At 48.4% G+C, this 17,227-nt stretch carries 10 protein-coding genes and 1 riboswitch; of the genes, 8 read left to right on the plus strand and 2 right to left on the minus strand.

The window, feature by feature from the left end:
• Positions 1-321 precede the first annotated feature (321 nt).
• Positions 322-1,539 carry an amidohydrolase family protein gene (locus B5G11_RS10855; RefSeq protein WP_087167026.1) on the plus strand — a complete coding sequence of 406 codons (1,218 nt, stop codon included), beginning with the start codon at positions 322-324 and terminating at the stop codon, positions 1,537-1,539.
• Positions 1,540-1,684: 145 nt separating this feature from the next.
• On the opposite strand, the gene B5G11_RS10860 is transcribed toward B5G11_RS10855, so the two are convergent.
• Together B5G11_RS10860 and B5G11_RS10865 are read right to left on the minus strand one after the other, a co-directional pair.
• The gene (locus B5G11_RS10860; RefSeq protein ID WP_087253531.1) at positions 1,685-2,419 is read right to left on the minus strand and encodes a DUF6198 family protein; all 735 of its coding nucleotides are present in this window, start codon (positions 2,417-2,419) and stop codon (positions 1,685-1,687) included.
• Between the two features lie 80 nt (positions 2,420-2,499).
• Positions 2,500-3,441: an L-lactate dehydrogenase gene (locus B5G11_RS10865; protein ID WP_087167028.1), complete on the minus strand. Its 942-nt coding sequence runs from the start codon at positions 3,439-3,441 to the stop codon at positions 2,500-2,502.
• A gap of 259 nt (positions 3,442-3,700) precedes the next feature.
• On the opposite strand from B5G11_RS10865, the gene B5G11_RS10870 reads away from it, so the two are divergent.
• The 7 genes from B5G11_RS10870 (at position 3,701) to gcvT (ending at position 17,214) form a co-directional block, all read left to right on the plus strand.
• Positions 3,701-7,570, plus strand: a complete 3,870-nt coding sequence (locus B5G11_RS10870; protein WP_087167029.1) for a DNA-directed RNA polymerase subunit beta — start codon at positions 3,701-3,703, stop codon at positions 7,568-7,570.
• A 14-nt stretch (positions 7,571-7,584) separates the two neighbouring features.
• A complete protein-coding gene (gene rpoC, locus B5G11_RS10875; protein WP_087253535.1) occupies positions 7,585-11,373 on the plus strand; it encodes a DNA-directed RNA polymerase subunit beta' in 3,789 nt (1,262 codons plus the stop codon).
• A 169-nt stretch (positions 11,374-11,542) separates the two neighbouring features.
• The gene (locus B5G11_RS10880) at positions 11,543-12,880 is read left to right on the plus strand and encodes a C1 family peptidase (protein WP_087253538.1); all 1,338 of its coding nucleotides are present in this window, start codon (positions 11,543-11,545) and stop codon (positions 12,878-12,880) included.
• A 35-nt stretch (positions 12,881-12,915) separates the two neighbouring features.
• Positions 12,916-13,485 carry an HD domain-containing protein gene (locus tag B5G11_RS10885; RefSeq protein WP_087253541.1) on the plus strand — a complete coding sequence of 190 codons (570 nt, stop codon included), beginning with the start codon at positions 12,916-12,918 and terminating at the stop codon, positions 13,483-13,485.
• A 10-nt stretch (positions 13,486-13,495) separates the two neighbouring features.
• Positions 13,496-14,404, plus strand: coding sequence for an AEC family transporter (locus tag B5G11_RS10890; RefSeq protein ID WP_087253544.1), 909 nt, complete (start codon positions 13,496-13,498; stop codon positions 14,402-14,404).
• Positions 14,405-14,644: 240 nt separating this feature from the next.
• Positions 14,645-14,747: riboswitch (glycine riboswitch) on the plus strand.
• A 122-nt stretch (positions 14,748-14,869) separates the two neighbouring features.
• Positions 14,870-16,111: a serine hydroxymethyltransferase gene (glyA, locus tag B5G11_RS10895; RefSeq protein WP_087253760.1), complete on the plus strand. Its 1,242-nt coding sequence runs from the start codon at positions 14,870-14,872 to the stop codon at positions 16,109-16,111.
• 14 nt (positions 16,112-16,125) lie between these two features.
• A complete protein-coding gene (gene gcvT, locus B5G11_RS10900; RefSeq protein ID WP_087253546.1) occupies positions 16,126-17,214 on the plus strand; it encodes a glycine cleavage system aminomethyltransferase GcvT in 1,089 nt (362 codons plus the stop codon).
• Positions 17,215-17,227: the final 13 nt, after the last annotated feature.

Genomic DNA, 17,227 nt, shown 5'->3' on the forward strand with positions numbered 1-17,227 from the left:
AAAAATGGTTTGTAATATATTCATAAGTCTATTATGCAGGAAAAACACATAAAAAGAAACCCCCAATTCCCCCATGAATGGGGGCTAGGGGGCTGAAGTGTCGAAGACACTTTTTTATTTAACAGGAAGCTTCGTTTCCTGCAAATGATAGATGTTCCCTTTCTGAGCATGGGTGAACAGAAATAAATTGTGCAAAATATATATTTTTCACCAGTTGTAATAAGATTAATTGTGCATTATAATAAATGGCATGGAGATGATTTCTCTTTGGGATGAAAGAGAAATATCATATGACAGTATGGGATCAAGGAGGAAAAAGACATGATAATCACAGCGGAACATCTGATTACCGGAGACGGAAGCACCGTGCTTGAGAAGGCGGCAGTGCTGATCGGAAAGGATGGCAAAATTGCAAAAGTAGGGAAGAAGGAAGAATTGACTGCCCAATATCCGGAGGAAGAAGTCAAAGATTATGGGGAGGCAACAATTTTGCCGGGACTTACCGATATGCATGCACATCTGGGATACTGGTTCAGCCAGCCGGACAGCTTCAACTATAATGATCAGATGATTATGATGTATGCACTTCAGCATGCGCAGGCGGCATTTACGAAAGGAATCACAAGTGTCAGAGACTGCTATTCTCCGCACGGAGTGTGCAAGACATTGAAACTTGCGGAGGAGAAAGGATTTATCACGATTCCCCGTATCACGCATGTGGGAGAAGGTATGTGTATGACGGGTGGACACTGCTGGGATGAAGTTGTTGAAGTGGATGGACCATGGGCAATCCGCAAAGAGATCAGAAAGCAGAGAAGAGATGGAGCGGAATGGATCAAACTGCTTACAAGCCACCGTTCCCATATTCCGGAGTACACCCAGGAAGAATTAGATGCGGCGGCAGATGAGTGCCACAGAAGAGGAATCAAATGTGTTGTTCACGCGGGAACTCATCCATCGATTCAGATGTGTATTGATGCCGGGTTCGATACGATTGAACACGGAACATTCCTGACAGTAGAGCAGGCGCAGCAGATGAAAGAAAAGGGAATTGCGTGGACGCCGACGATTTTTGCCTATACATATTTATATGAAGTGTGCAAGAAGAACATCGAGGAGGGAAACGCGGATGTATTCAATGATCCGGTTGCCGCAAAAGAGCAGAGGGATTATCAGTTCTATGAGCCGGCATATGAAGCCTACCGTGATCATTTTAAAGAGCTTTATGATACAGGTGTGACGGTCTGCACCGGAAGCGATATGGTAATGTACGGTGCTCCGGTTCTTCCAATCGCTCAGGAAATGGAGCTGATGGTAAAATACGGAATCACTCCGGTACAGGCGATTCAGACATCAACAGCAAACCCTGCAAAAGTTCTCGGAAGAGAAGATGAACTTGGAATGATTAAAGAAGGTCTGCTGGCAGACATTCTTGTAGTAGACGGAGATCTGAGCAAAGACATCTCCTGTGTTTATAATGTCAATACGGTATACCTTGGTGGAAAAACCGTATATTCACAGGGAGTAAGATTTGTATAAATCAGCCCTGGAATAGAAGAGTTCCTGTAGATTCTGACAGGGAATAATATAAGAAAGTGAAAAATCCCCTTCGGAAATGACCGCGCCGCTGGTGTGCGGATTCCCGGAGGGGATTTTTTGTATTGAGAAACTTGTTTCGCCTTGTTTAGTTTTCGATGCCGGCCAGCTGTTTCATTTTATCGTATGTAAAGTGGTTGAAGACGGCAATCGTGCGTCCCACTCCGATCATGGCAAGAATCGTGCCGACGCCGATGCCTATCAGATGCCCGGCGAAAGTGAGGCTTAATGTGATTGTGATGGAAATATTGAGCACATCGAAGCAGTTTTTGGTAAAGCCGACGCTTTTGTGTGCCGTATCTGCGATGGCCTGAACAATTCCATCACCTGGATTTGGTACGATGCGCATATTCAGGGACATGGCGGCTCCGATCCCGGTTAGAATGATTGCGATGACCAGAACGATGACGCGAAATGCCATTTCTCCTGCACTGCTTTCTGAACCGGAGTAAAGAGCCGGGATCAAAGCGGAGAATGCATTGAGAAACCGCGTAAAAATGAGGCTTAAAGGGATCTGGAGAATGTCCATCAGGAAAATCAGCTTCCGGTCACGCTTTCCTGCCTGGGACAGTACGCCGTGTGATTCTTCTACATAGCGGTGTTCTCTTATGAGATGAAGAATAAGTTCGATGACCACAAAGAGGGAATAGAGAGCAAGAGTCATGTTGCCGAAATTATGTCCGGAGATGACTGCCGTGCTGTAAGCGACTGAGATAATAGGTGAGACTCCGAGCCCTGTCTTGGTGTTCAAGGTCAGACCCAGTGCGAGCACCAGAAGACCGATGATATAGAACAGTGCACGGAAGAACGTAGATTGTTTCATGAAAATTCCTGCCTTCCTTCTAAGAAATGCTGCCATAAATCTGGCAGCATTTCTATTTTAGAGGTATTGGCAGGCATTTGTCAAATGGCAGAGTCAAGGACCTTCTTTAATTCTGCAGCGGATTTCTGAAGTTTTTCTTTTTCCTCCTGACTCAGCGGGATTTCCAGTACCTGTTCGGCGCCTTTTGCGGAGACAATGGTAGGAACACTGATGCACAGATCCGTGAGCCCGTATTCTCCCTCCATCAGACTGGAAACCGGGAGCACGGAATGCTCGTTGCGGATAATGCTCTCCGCGATCCGGCTCACCGCCATGGCAACACCGTAGTAGGTGGCGCCTTTCCGCTCGATGATTTCGTAAGCGCTGTCCCGCACGGTCCGGTAAATCCGGTCCATGGCCTCATCATGCTCGTAGTGGCCGCGGAGCTCGCAGAAATCATTGATGCCGATACCGGAGACATTGGCGCTGCTCCAGACGGCAAGCTCGCTGTCGCCGTGTTCACCGATAATATAGGCGTGAACGCTTCGGCTGTCCACATTGAGATGCTCGCTTAAGAGGTAGCGGAAACGGGCGGAATCAAGCACGGTGCCGCTTCCGAGGACCCGTTCTTTTGGGTAGCCGGAAATTTTGAGGGCGGCGTAGGTGAGGATGTCCACCGGATTTGCCACGATCAGCAGGATTCCTTCAAAATTTCTCTTTGTGATTTCGGGAATGATGGATTTGAAAATAGCTACATTCTTGTGGACGAGATCCAGTCTTGTCTCACCGGGTTTCTGGTTGGCGCCCGCTGTAATGATAATCAGCGAACAGTCGCTGATGTCGTCGTAACTTCCGGCGTAAATTTTCATAGGGGAAGTAAACGGCCGGCCGTGACTCAAATCCATGGCTTCGCCTTCTGCTTTGGCATGGTTGGCATCGATCAGAACCAGCTCTGAAAATAATCCTTTGTGTACCAGGCTGAATGCGGATGAAGCTCCGACAAATCCGCAGCCGATGATAGCGGCTTTTCTAATATTTATCATATCTGTTTCCTCCAAATAATTGTAATTCTAAAAAAATAGTAACAATTCTTGTTATCAACATAGCATAATATATGGAGAATTACAAGGGGTGAAAAAATAAAAATTTTTCTTGACACGTGGAATGTGCTTGTGATACAATAAAATGCACTATTGTGGGAAGATGGGCTGTGAAGAGAGCTGAAAATGCTTGAAATTCCCGCAATAAACTATGAAAACTGGTGATTTTCACGAGAATAATAATACAAGGAGTGAAACGTCAATGGAGAAAAACAGAATTCGTCCCATGAAAAGCGGAAGAAGTTCCCGGATGACCTATTCCAGACAAAAAGAAGTTCTTGAGATGCCAAATCTGATTGAGGTTCAGAAAGATTCCTATCAGTGGTTCCTCGACGAGGGCTTGAAAGAAGTGTTCGACGACATTTCGCCGATTACGGATTACAGCGGACAGCTGAGCCTGGAATTTGTCGATTTTACATTATGCGAAGATGATGTGAAGTATACGATCGAGGAATGCAAAGAGCGGGATGCGACTTATGCAGCGCCTTTGAAAGTAAGGGTAAGGCTTTATAATAAGGAAACGGATGAGATCAACGAACACGAGATCTTTATGGGCGATCTGCCTATTATGACGAAGACAGGTACTTTTGTCATCAATGGTGCGGAACGTGTCATCGTAAGCCAGCTTGTACGTTCGCCTGGCATTTACTACGGAATCGCACATGATAAAATCGGTAAGCAGCTCTATTCCTGTACCGTGATTCCGAACCGTGGTGCATGGCTGGAATATGAGACAGACTCTAATGACGTTTTCTATGTAAGGGTAGACAGGACAAGAAAGGTGCCGATCACCGTGCTGATCCGTGCGCTTGGCGTGGGCACCAATCCGGAGATCATCGAAATGTTCGGCGAAGAGCCGAAGATTCTTGCAAGTTTCGGCAAAGATACTGCTGAAAACTATCAGGAAGGTCTCCTCGAACTTTACAAAAAGATCCGTCCGGGCGAGCCGCTTGCAGTAGACAGTGCGGAAAGCCTGATTACAAGCATGTTCTTCGATCCAAGAAGATATGACCTTGCAAGAGTAGGACGTTATAAATTTAATAAGAAATTACTCCTTAAGAACAGAATCACAGGACATGTTCTCGCAAGAGAAGTGTTCAGTCCATTGACAGGCGAGATCCTGGCGGAAGCAGGAACGGAAGTGACAAGGGAGCTTGCCGATACGATTCAGAACAATGCGGTGCCGTTTGTATGGATCAGCCGTGAGGGTGAGGACAGGGATATCAAAGTCCTTTCCAATATGGCGGTAGATCTCAAAGAGGTGACCGGCATTGAGCCAAAAGAAGTAGGAGTTTCCGAGCTTGTGTATTACCCGGTTCTTGCAGATCTGATGGAAGAAGCGGCAGGTGATACAGAAGAGCTCAAAGAAGCAGTCAGAAAGAATCTCCATGAGCTTGTTCCGAAGCATATCACAAAGGAGGACATTTTTGCGTCCATCAACTACAACATGCATCTGGAATACGGCCTTGGAAATGACGATGATATCGACCATCTGGGCAACAGACGTATCCGTGCGGTAGGAGAACTTCTCCAGAACCAGTACCGGATCGGACTTTCCCGTCTGGAAAGAGTTGTCCGTGAAAGAATGACAACGCAGGATCTGGAAGGTATCTCACCACAGTCTCTGATCAACATCAAACCGGTGACCGCGGCGGTGAAGGAGTTCTTCGGTTCCTCACAGCTGTCCCAGTTCATGGATCAGAACAATCCGCTTGGCGAGCTGACACACAAGAGACGTCTTTCCGCACTTGGACCGGGAGGTCTTTCCAGAGACCGTGCAGGATTCGAGGTGCGAGACGTTCACTATTCCCATTACGGAAGAATGTGCCCGATCGAGACGCCTGAAGGTCCGAACATCGGTCTGATCAACTCTCTTGCAACTTACGCAAGAATCAATAAATATGGTTTTGTCGAGGCTCCGTACCGGAAGATCGACAAGAGCGATCCGGAAAATCCGGTCGTAACAGACGAAGTTGTCTACATGACAGCAGACGAAGAGGATAACTACCACGTAGCACAGGCGAACGAACCGCTGGATGCAGAAGGACATTTTGTGAGAAAGAATGTATCCGGTCGTTACCGTGAAGAGACACAGGAATACGAGAGAAGCAAATTTGACTACATGGACGTGTCTCCGAAGATGGTATTCTCCGTTGCTACAGCGCTGATTCCTTTCCTGGAAAACGATGATGCCAACCGTGCGCTGATGGGATCCAACATGCAGCGTCAGGCAGTACCGCTTCTGACAACAGAGGCTCCGGTAGTCGGTACAGGTATGGAAGAGAAATCCGCGGTAGACTCCGGTGTCTGCGTCGTTGCAGAGGAAGCAGGCGTTGTAGAAAGAGCTGCTTCCACAGAGATCATTATCCGTCAGGACGACGGCGTGAAGAAGACTTACAAGCTGACCAAGTTCTTACGAAGCAACCAGTCCAACTGCTACAACCAGAGACCGATTGTATTCAAGGGCGACAGAGTGGAGAAGGGAGAAGTCATCGCAGACGGACCGTCCACATCCAACGGTGAGATGGCTCTTGGTAAGAACCCGCTGATCGGATTCATGACATGGGAAGGATATAACTACGAGGATGCCGTTCTCTTAAGCGAGCGCCTTGTTCAGGATGATGTATATACATCCGTTCATATAGAAGAATATGAGGCAGAAGCACGTGACACGAAGCTGGGACCGGAAGAGATTACACGGGATATCCCGGGTGTCGGTGATGATGCACTTAAAGACCTGGATGAAAGAGGAATCATCCGTATCGGTGCGGAAGTACGTGCCGGCGATATCCTTGTCGGAAAGGTTACTCCGAAAGGAGAGACGGAGCTGACAGCAGAAGAGCGTCTGTTAAGAGCGATCTTCGGTGAGAAAGCCCGCGAAGTCAGAGATACTTCTCTGAAAGTACCGCATGGTGAATATGGTATTGTCGTAGATGCCAAAGTATTCACAAGAGAAAACGGAGACGAACTTTCTCCGGGTGTAAACCAGGCAGTGCGCATTTACATTGCCCAGAAGAGAAAGATCTCTGTAGGAGATAAAATGGCCGGACGTCACGGAAACAAGGGTGTCGTTTCCCGTGTACTCCCGGTAGAGGATATGCCGTTCCTTCCAAACGGACGTCCGCTTGATATCGTGCTGAACCCGCTTGGTGTGCCTTCCCGTATGAACATCGGACAGGTACTTGAGATTCACCTGAGTCTTGCGGCAAAAGCACTTGGATTTAATGTGGCAACTCCGGTATTCGACGGAGCAAACGAAAATGACATTATGGATACACTTGACCTGGCGAACGATTATGTAAATCTTTCCTGGGAAGAGTTTGAAGAAAAGCATAAAGAGGAGCTTCTTCCTGAAGTAATGCAGTATCTCTATGACAACAGGGAACACAGAAAGCTGTGGAAAGGCGTGCCGATTTCCAGAGACGGTAAAGTACGCCTGAGAGACGGACGTACAGGTGAGTACTTCGACAGCCCGGTTACGATCGGACACATGCACTACCTGAAACTGCACCACCTTGTTGATGACAAGATCCATGCACGTTCCACAGGTCCTTACTCCCTCGTTACACAGCAGCCGCTCGGTGGTAAAGCACAGTTCGGTGGACAGCGTTTCGGAGAGATGGAGGTATGGGCACTGGAGGCATACGGTGCGTCCTACACCCTGCAGGAGATCCTGACAGTGAAATCCGACGATGTGATCGGCCGTGTGAAGACATACGAAGCCATCATCAAAGGAGACAACATTCCGGAGCCGGGTATTCCGGAGTCCTTCAAGGTACTTTTAAAAGAGCTTCAGTCTCTCGGACTGGATGTACGTGTGCTCAGAGACGACAATACAGAAGTTGAGATCATGGAGACATCCGATTACGGTGAGACGAACTTAAATGCAATCATTGAAGGAGACAGAAGGTATTCCAACGACAGGGAGTCCTACGGTGAGCATGGTTTCTCACAGCAGGAATTCCAGGGAGAAGAATTAGTTGACATCGAAGAAGGACAGGATGAAGAAGAACTGGATTTTAACGACGAAGACTTTACGATTGATTTTGACGAAATGTCAGATGAAGAATAGAAAGGGGTGCCGTAATGACGGGAAACAATAATGAAGCGACGTATCAGCCGATGACCTTTGATGCGATCAAGATCGGGCTGGCATCACCTGAAAAGATTCTGGAGTGGTCAAGAGGCGAGGTAACAAAGCCGGAGACCATCAACTACAGAACTTTAAAGCCGGAACGCGACGGGCTGTTCTGCGAACGTATTTTCGGACCAAGCAAGGACTGGGAATGTCACTGTGGTAAATATAAGAAAATCCGTTATAAAGGTGTGATCTGTGACCGCTGCGGTGTTGAGGTTACGAAATCTGCAGTACGCCGTGAGCGTATGGGACATATCGCACTGGCGGCTCCGGTATCCCATATCTGGTATTTTAAAGGAATCCCGAGCCGGATGGGACTGATTCTCGACCTTTCTCCGAGAACACTGGAGAAAGTACTGTACTTTGCTTCCTACATTGTACTCGATAAAGGGGAGACAGATTTACAGTACAAACAGGTGCTCTCCGAACAGGAATATCAGGAAGCAAGAGAAAAATGGGGAAGCGCATTCCGTGTCGGCATGGGCGCGGAAGCGATTCAGGAACTGTTAAAGAATATTGATCTGGAAAAGGAATACCATGAGTTAAGAGACGGACTCGAAGGAGCGACCGGACAGAAACGTGCAAGAATCGTAAAACGTCTGGAAGTTGTGGAAGCGTTCCGTGAATCCGGAAACAAACCGGAGTGGATGATCATGACGGTCATCCCGGTTATTCCGCCGGATCTGCGTCCGATGGTTCAGCTTGATGGAGGACGTTTTGCAACATCTGACTTAAATGACCTTTACAGAAGAATCATCAACCGTAACAACCGTCTGAGAAGACTTCTGGAGCTTGGAGCCCCGGATATCATCGTAAGAAACGAAAAGAGAATGCTTCAGGAAGCAGTTGACGCCCTGATCGACAACGGCCGCCGCGGCCGTCCGGTTACAGGACCGGGAAACCGTGCCCTGAAATCTCTTTCCGATATGTTAAAAGGAAAGTCCGGACGTTTCCGTCAGAACCTGCTCGGAAAACGTGTTGACTATTCCGGACGTTCCGTTATCGTAGTAGGACCGGAACTGAAGATCTATCAGTGCGGTCTGCCGAAAGAAATGGCAATCGAGCTGTTCAAACCGTTCGTAATGAAAGAGCTTGTTGCAAACGGTACAGCACACAATATCAAAAACGCAAAGAAAATGGTGGAAAGACTTCAGACAGAAGTCTGGGATGTCCTGGAAGATGTCATTAAAGAGCATCCGGTTATGCTGAACCGTGCCCCTACACTGCACAGACTTGGTATCCAGGCATTCGAGCCGATTCTTGTAGAAGGTAAGGCAATCAAGCTTCACCCGCTCGTATGTACAGCGTTCAACGCCGACTTCGACGGTGACCAGATGGCGGTTCATCTTCCGCTTTCCGTAGAAGCACAGGCAGAGTGCCGTTTCCTTCTCCTTTCACCGAACAACCTTCTGAAACCTTCAGACGGTGGCCCGGTAGCCGTTCCTTCACAGGATATGGTACTTGGTATCTACTACCTGACACAGGAAAGACCAGGTGTGAAAGGTGAAGGCAAGTTCTTCAAGAGCGTAAACGAAGCAATCCTTGCCTACGAAAACCAGGTAATCACACTGCACTCACGGATCAAGGTACGTGTCTCCAAGACAATGCCGGACGGAACTGTGAAGTCGGGAACAGTAGAGTCCACACTGGGACGGTTCCTCTTCAACGAAATCATTCCGCAGGATCTCGGATTCGTGGATAGAACCGTAGAAGGAAATGAGCTTCTTCTGGAAGTCGATTTCCATGTCGGCAAGAAGCAGTTAAAGAAGATCCTGGAAAAGGTTATCAATACACATGGTGCATCTGCAACAGCAGAAGTACTTGATAACGTAAAATCCATCGGATACAAGTTCTCTACGAGAGCTGCTATGACAGTATCCATCTCCGATATGACCGTTCCGCCGCAGAAGCCGCAGATGATCCAGCAGGCACAGGATACGGTAGATAAGATCACAAGAAACTTCAAACGTGGTCTCATCACAGAGGAGGAGCGTTACAAAGAAGTCGTTGAGACATGGAAGGCAACTGACGATGCCCTGACAGAGGCACTGCTTTCCGGTCTGGATAAATACAACAATATCTTCATGATGGCGGATTCCGGAGCCCGTGGTTCTGACAAGCAGATCAAACAGCTTGCCGGTATGCGTGGTCTGATGGCAGATACGACCGGACGTACGATCGAGCTGCCGATCAAGTCCAACTTCCGTGAAGGTCTGGACGTACTGGAATACTTCATGTCCGCCCACGGAGCACGTAAAGGTCTGTCCGATACGGCGCTTCGTACAGCCGATTCCGGTTACCTGACTAGACGTCTTGTAGACGTTTCTCAGGAACTTTCTATCCGCGAAGTAGACTGCGTGGAGAAGGGAGAAGAAATCCCGGGAATGTATGTCAAGGCATTTACGGACGGAAATGAAGAGATTGAAAGCCTTCAGGAGCGTATCACAGGACGTTATTCCTGCGAGACGATCTGCGACAGAGAAGGCAATGTGATTGTCAAAGCAAATCACATGATTACGCCGAAACGTGCGGCTGCGATCGTAACAAAAGGTGTGGATGAAAACGGCAACGAGATCAAAAAGGTGAAGATCCGTACCATCCTGACATGTAAATCCCATCTGGGTGTCTGCGCAAAATGTTACGGTGCCAACATGGCAACAGGAGAGCCGGTACAGGTCGGCGAGGCAGTCGGAATCATCGCTGCCCAGTCCATCGGTGAGCCTGGTACACAGCTTACCATGCGTACCTTCCATACAGGTGGTGTTGCCGGTGACGATATCACACAGGGTCTTCCTCGTGTCGAAGAGCTTTTCGAGGCAAGAAAGCCGAAGGGACTTGCAATCATTACAGAGTTCGCCGGAAAAGCAACGATCAACGATACAAAGAAGAAACGTGAGATCATCGTTACCAACAATGAGACAGGGGAATCCAAGGCATACCTCATTCCGTACGGTTCCAGAATCAAGATTCAGGACGGCGTGGAACTGGAAGCCGGAGACGAGCTTACAGAAGGTAGTGTCAACCCGCACGATATCCTGAGAATCAAAGGTCTGCGTGCTGTACAGGATTACATGATCCAGGAAGTGCAGAGAGTATACCGTCTCCAGGGTGTAGATATCAACGATAAGCACATCGAAGTCATTGTGCGTCAGATGCTGAAGAAAGTCCGTATCGAGGAGAACGGAGATTCCGAATTCCTTCCGGGCACTATGGTAGACGCCCTTGAGTTCGAAGACAGAAATAAAGAACTCGTGGCTGAAGGTAAAGAGCCGGCAACAGGAGAGCAGATCATGCTTGGTATTACCAAGGCGGCACTTGCTACAAACTCCTTCCTGTCCGCAGCTTCCTTCCAGGAGACAACAAAAGTCCTCACAGAAGCAGCCATCAAAGGAAAAGTCGATCCGCTGATCGGTCTGAAAGAGAACGTTATCATCGGTAAACTGATTCCGGTTGGTACCGGTATGAGCAAATACCGCAATATCAAGCTGAATACAGATGCGATGATCGAAGCTCAGAAAGAAGAAGAGGCACGCCTCCGCAGAGAAGCTGAAGAAAAGGAAAATGCAAAAGAAGACGAGAAAGCAGAATCCGAAGCAGCTGAGGAGGATACAGAGATTCTTGGTGCAGATCTGGATCTGACAGAAGAACCGGAAGCGGAAACAGCTGAAGAGACGGCAGAGGAAGTTTCCGAAGAAGCATCCGAAGAGGAAAGCCAGGAGACAGAAACAGAAGAATAAGAACGATCTGTAGAATAGTTTACTCAGGTAAAGCATAGCGCCCTGCGGAAAATCCCGCAGGGCGCTTATATTTTGACCATGTAAAGCAAGTATCGGGTATTTCGCCGTTTTCAAATTCATGCTATACTATAGGGCAGAGACAAAAGATAAAGGGAAAGGATGATGAAAAATGAATCAGTTTCAAGGATTGACAGCAGATGATCTCTCCGGGTTTGAGGAAAAGTATGCAGGCAGTGCGCTCTGCCGTGCGATGACGAATGCGCTTTACAAGCATTCGGTAAAGGATGCGGCGTTTTGCCATGCAGGGCTTGCATCCTCCCAGTATGCATTCTCCATTGATATTCCGACGCTTCCGGTGACGAATCAGAAAGCCAGCGGACGCTGCTGGATTTTCTCTGCGCTGAATGTGCTCCGTGAAGTGACGGCAAAGAAATGCAATCTGGACAAATTTGAACTTTCCCAGAACTACACAGCATTCTGGGACAAGTTTGAGAAAGCCAATTATATGCTGGAGAGCATCATTGATCTGGCGGACCGCTCGGTGGACGACCGTACCGTGTGCCACATTCTTTCAGAAGGCGTCGGCGATGGAGGCCAGTGGGATATGTTTGTCAATCTCGTGGAAAAGTACGGAGTGGTTCCGAAGAGTGCCATGGAGGAAACCTACCAGAGCAGCAATACGAGAGATATGAATGCGCTTCTGAATTCCAGACTGCGCCTGTGTGCGGAAAAACTTCGTGAGACAGTCAGAAGCGGAGGAGACGTGCAGGGAGAAAAGAAAGCGATGATGTCTGAGATTTACAGTTTCCTGTGCATGTGCTTCGGAAATCCGCCGAAGAAATTTGACTTTGAATATGTGGATAAGGATAAGAAATACCATGTAGTACGTGACCTGACACCAAAATCATTCTATGAAGAATATGTGGGACTGAAGCTTCGTGAAGATTATGTCAGCATCATCAATTCACCTACCGAAGATAAACCGTTTGGAAAGAGCTACACCGTTGACTATCTTGGAAATGTCGCAGAAGGTGCGCCGGTGCGTTACTACAATCTGCCGATGGACACGCTGAAAAGCCTGATTATCCGTCAGCTTTCTGACGGCGAGGTCGTTTGGTTCGGAAGTGATGTCGGCAAATACGGAGAACGCGACAGGGGACTCTGGTGCACGGAGTGCTATGATTTTGAAGGTACCTACGGCATGCAGTTTGATATGGAAAAAGGTGCCGGACTGGACTACCGGGAAAGCGCAATGAACCATGCGATGGTGATTACCGGCGTAGATCTGGACGAAGAAGGCAATGCACGGAAATGGAAAATCCAGAACAGCTGGAGTGATGAGCACGGGGAAAAAGGATACTATCTGATGAGTGCGGACTGGTTTGACCGGTATGTATACCAGGCAGTGATCAATAAAAAATATTTGACAAAAGAGCAGCTTGAGGAAGCGGCCGGGGAACCGGTTCATCTGAATCCGTGGGATCCGATGGGAACACTGGCACAGTAACATAATTCAAAGAATAGATTCAGGAGGAAAGAACAATGGCGGTTACACGTGATCAGGCATACGAGATTTTACATAAATACATGGAAGGAGAACGCTATCTGGAGCATTCTTATGCAGTGGAGGCGATCATGCGGGGAGTCGCAGAAAAGCTTGCTCCTGAAGAAGTGGAATACTGGGGCGTAGTGGGGCTCCTTCATGATCTGGATGAGGAACACTGCGAGTGGAAGGAGCACCCGGAGACCCACGGACCGACATCGGTGGAAATCCTGAAAAAAGAAGGAATTGATGATCCGGTGCTGTTTGACGCCATTTGTGCCCACAATCCGGAAAGCGGCGTGAAAGCAAAAACAAAACTTCAGTATGCGATTCTTGCATCCGATCCGATGAGTGGTTTTTTGAAAGCCATTGCTCAGATCTATCCGGATAAAAAGATTGCAAGCGTCAAACATAAATCTGTGCTCAAACGTTTCCGTGAGCTTCGGTTTGCAGCCGGTGCCAACCGCGACTATATGGAAGCGATTGAATTTACGGGCATGGATTTTGACGAATTTATCGACATTGCACTGGAAGCAATGCGCGGTATTGCGGACCGGATCGGATTGTAGGAGCAGGCAGATGGTATTTGAAAATATGCTGACGATGCAGGGGATGATGTTCTTCTTTGTGATCGTTGGATTTATCGTAAGAAAAAGAGGAATAGTAGGCACGACAGGAAGGTTGAACATGGTGGATCTGTGTCTGTATGTGCTGCTGCCGTTTAACATTTTTCATGCGTTTCTTGTACAGCCCCATCATGATGTCTGGAAGCCGGTTGTCATGACGGTGCTGTTATCCGTGCTGTATAATATGATATCTGTGGCGTCAGCGTTTCTGTTGTACAAAAAAACAGATGAGGAAAAGAGAAAGCCGCTCCGGTACGGGACGATTGTTTCTAACGGCGGCTTTCTGGGAAATCCGGTAATTGAAAGTATTTACGGGACGTCCGGGCTTTTGTATGCGTCAGTCTTCATGCTCCCGGTCCGGGTGGTCATGTGGTCGGTGGGCGTCTCCTGCTTTCTGCCGGGTCAGAAAAAGAACGTGCTGAAAAAGGTAGTCACCCATCCGTGCATTGTTTCGATTTATCTGGGGCTGATCGTCATGTTTCTTCCGGTATCCTGGCCGGACTTCTTTACCCGGGCGGTGGAGGGATTGAGCAGCGCCAATACACCCATGAGTATGATGCTGATCGGAATGATGCTTGCGGAGATGGATCCAAGAGGACTGATTGACCGTACCATGGTATTTTATGCGGCAGTCCGCCTTGTATTGATCCCGGCGGTCGTCTTTGCTCTGACAGCCTTTCTTCCGGTGGATCCGGTGCTGCGGGGGATTACCGTAATCATGGCCGGAATGCCGGCGCCTGTCACAACAGCACTTCTTTCTTCCAAATACCATGGGGATGAGCGGTATGCGACGGGGATGATTTTCCTCAGTACGCTGCTGTCGCTTCTGACACTCCCGCTCTGGTGTCTGGTGCTTGGTTAAGAAGGAAAATGTATAAAGAAAAACGATAAACAAGAAGAAATTGTCTACAAAATAACTGTCAAAATATTAACTGACAAGTTTACTATTTAACACTTGACTCTGGAGTAAGTGAATTTTATAATAACTTTAAAGTTGAATGATGAACCTGTGAGATACCACTATAGCGCAGTGTGCGGCGCGGGAATGATAGCCGGAGCCGAAGGGGCATGCAAGAAACTCTCAGGCAAAAGGAACAGGTTCGGACAACACTCTGGAGAACAATATGATTGTACCGAAGAAGTAATCTGGCGTGCAGCACAGCACTGCTGGATAATCTTTCAGGTAAAAGGACAGAGGCAGATGAAAGGACTTCTCATGATGGAGAAGTTACTTGATCTGCTTTTTTTGTTGCCCCGGATTTTCGGCCGGAATCCGTATCGACAGAAAAAGCAAGAATATTGATTTGAGGAGGAAATACGTATGAGTATGGTAGGAGATGTTACGAACTACATCAAAGAGTACGATCCGGAAGTCGGCGGGGCTCTGGAACAGGAACTTGGAAGGCAGAGAAGAAATCTGGAGCTGATCGCATCGGAAAATATAGTAAGCCCGGCGGTGATGCTTGCGATGGGGACGGTCCCGACAAACAAGTATGCGGAAGGATATCCGGGGAAACGGTATTACGGAGGCTGTGAATATGTAGATGTGATTGAAAATCTGGCAATCGAGCGTGCAAAACAGCTGTTTGGATGCGAACATGCCTGTGTACAGCCGCATTCGGGGGCAAGCGCCAATATTGCGGTTTATCAGGCCTTTCTGAAGCCGGGAGATACGGTGATGGGACTCAATCTGGACCATGGCGGACACCTGACCCACGGCTCACCGGTGAATATGTCCGGAATTCTTTATCATTTTGTACCATACAGCATCAATGAAGAAGGATTTCTGGACTACGATGAAATCCGAAAGACAGCACTGGAATGCAAACCGAAGATGATTGTTGCAGGGGCGTCTGCATATCCAAGAGAGATCCGGTTTGACCGGTTTGCGGAGATTGCGAAAGAAGTGGGCGCCGTTTTGTTTGTGGATATGGCGCATATTGCCGGACTGGTTGCGGCCGGACTCCATCAGAGCCCGGTTCCTTATGCAGATGTGGTGACAACGACCACCCACAAGACGCTGCGGGGACCAAGAGGCGGCATGATCATGTGCAAGGAAGAACACGCAAAGGCCATCAACAAGGCGGTATTTCCAGGAACCCAGGGTGGGCCTTTGATGCATATCATCGCCGCGAAGGCAGTCTGCTTTGGGGAAGCGTTAAAACCGGAATTCAAGACCTATCAGGAACAGATTTTAAAGAACGCAAAAGCACTGGCTGAAGCACTGAAGGAAGAAGGCTTTGACCTGGTCAGCGGCGGAACGGACAACCATCTGATGCTGGTCGATCTCCAGAATATGAACATTACCGGAAAAGAACTGCAGCGCCGTCTGGACGAGGTTTATATCACAGTCAATAAAAACGCGGTGCCAAATGACCCGGCAAGTCCGTTTGTGACAAGCGGCATCCGGATCGGAACGCCGGCTGTGACAACACGTGGGCTTAAAGAAGACGAGATGAGAACGATTGCAAAGCTGATCAAGATGGCGGCAACAGACTTTGATACAAAGGCAGACGAGATCCGCAGCACAGTCAATGAAATCTGCGGCAGACATCCATTGTATGAATAAGGAGGACACGGGAGATGGAATTAAAAACACCACTTTATGAAGAACATATAAAGGCCGGAGGAAAGATGGTTCCGTTTGCAGGTTATTCTCTTCCGGTGCAGTATCCGACAGGAGTGATCAAGGAACACATGGCGGTGCGCACCCGGGCAGGGCTCTTTGATGTTTCCCATATGGGAGAGATTCTCTGCACGGGAGAAGATGCGAAGGCAAATCTTCAGATGCTTCTCACCAATGATTATACGAAGATCAAGGACGGCCAGGCCAAGTACAGCCCGATGTGCAACGAACACGGAGGCACGGTGGATGATCTGATTGTCTACCGGAAATTCGAGGAAGAATACCTGATCGTTGTCAATGCGGCAAACAAGGAGAAGGACTACCAGTGGATGCTGGATCACCAGTTTGGAAACGTGGCATTTACGGACGTTTCCGACCAGTATGCGCAGCTTGCCCTCCAGGGACCGAAAGCCCTTGAGATTTTAAGAAAACTGACGGACGAAGAGAGTATTCCGGAGAAATATTATCACGCAGTGTTTGATGGCAGGGTGGCAGAAATCCCTTGTATCGTTTCCAGGACCGGCTATACAGGTGAGGACGGCGTGGAGCTGTATCTGGCGGCAGAATATGCGCCGCAGATGTGGAATGCGCTTCTGGAAGCAGGAAAAGAGGAAGGACTGATCCCGTGCGGACTGGGAGCAAGAGATACCCTGCGGATGGAAGCTGCAATGCCGCTCTACGGACACGAGATGAACGAAGAAGTGACTCCTCTGGAAGCGGGACTTCAGTTTGCCGTAAAAATGGCAAAAGAAAATTTTATCGGGAAGAAGGCGCTGGAAGAAGCAGGAGAGCCAAAGAGAGAACGGATCGGACTGAAAGTGACCGGGCGGGGCATTATCCGGGAAGAGCAGAAGGTTTCGCTGGAAGGCACAGAGATTGGAACGACGACATCCGGCACACACTGCCCGTACCTTGGATATCCGATCGCCATGGCGCTTGTGAAGGCAGGAGCGGTCAGGACAGGAGACAAGGTGGAGGTTGACGTGCGCGGACGAAGCGTGGAGGCGGAAGTTGTAGATCTTCCATTTTATAAAAGACAGAAATAAAAATCAGAAAAGG

The organism is Drancourtella sp. An57, assembly GCF_002161525.1.
GTDB classification, from domain to species: domain Bacteria; phylum Bacillota; class Clostridia; order Lachnospirales; family Lachnospiraceae; genus Sellimonas; species Sellimonas catena.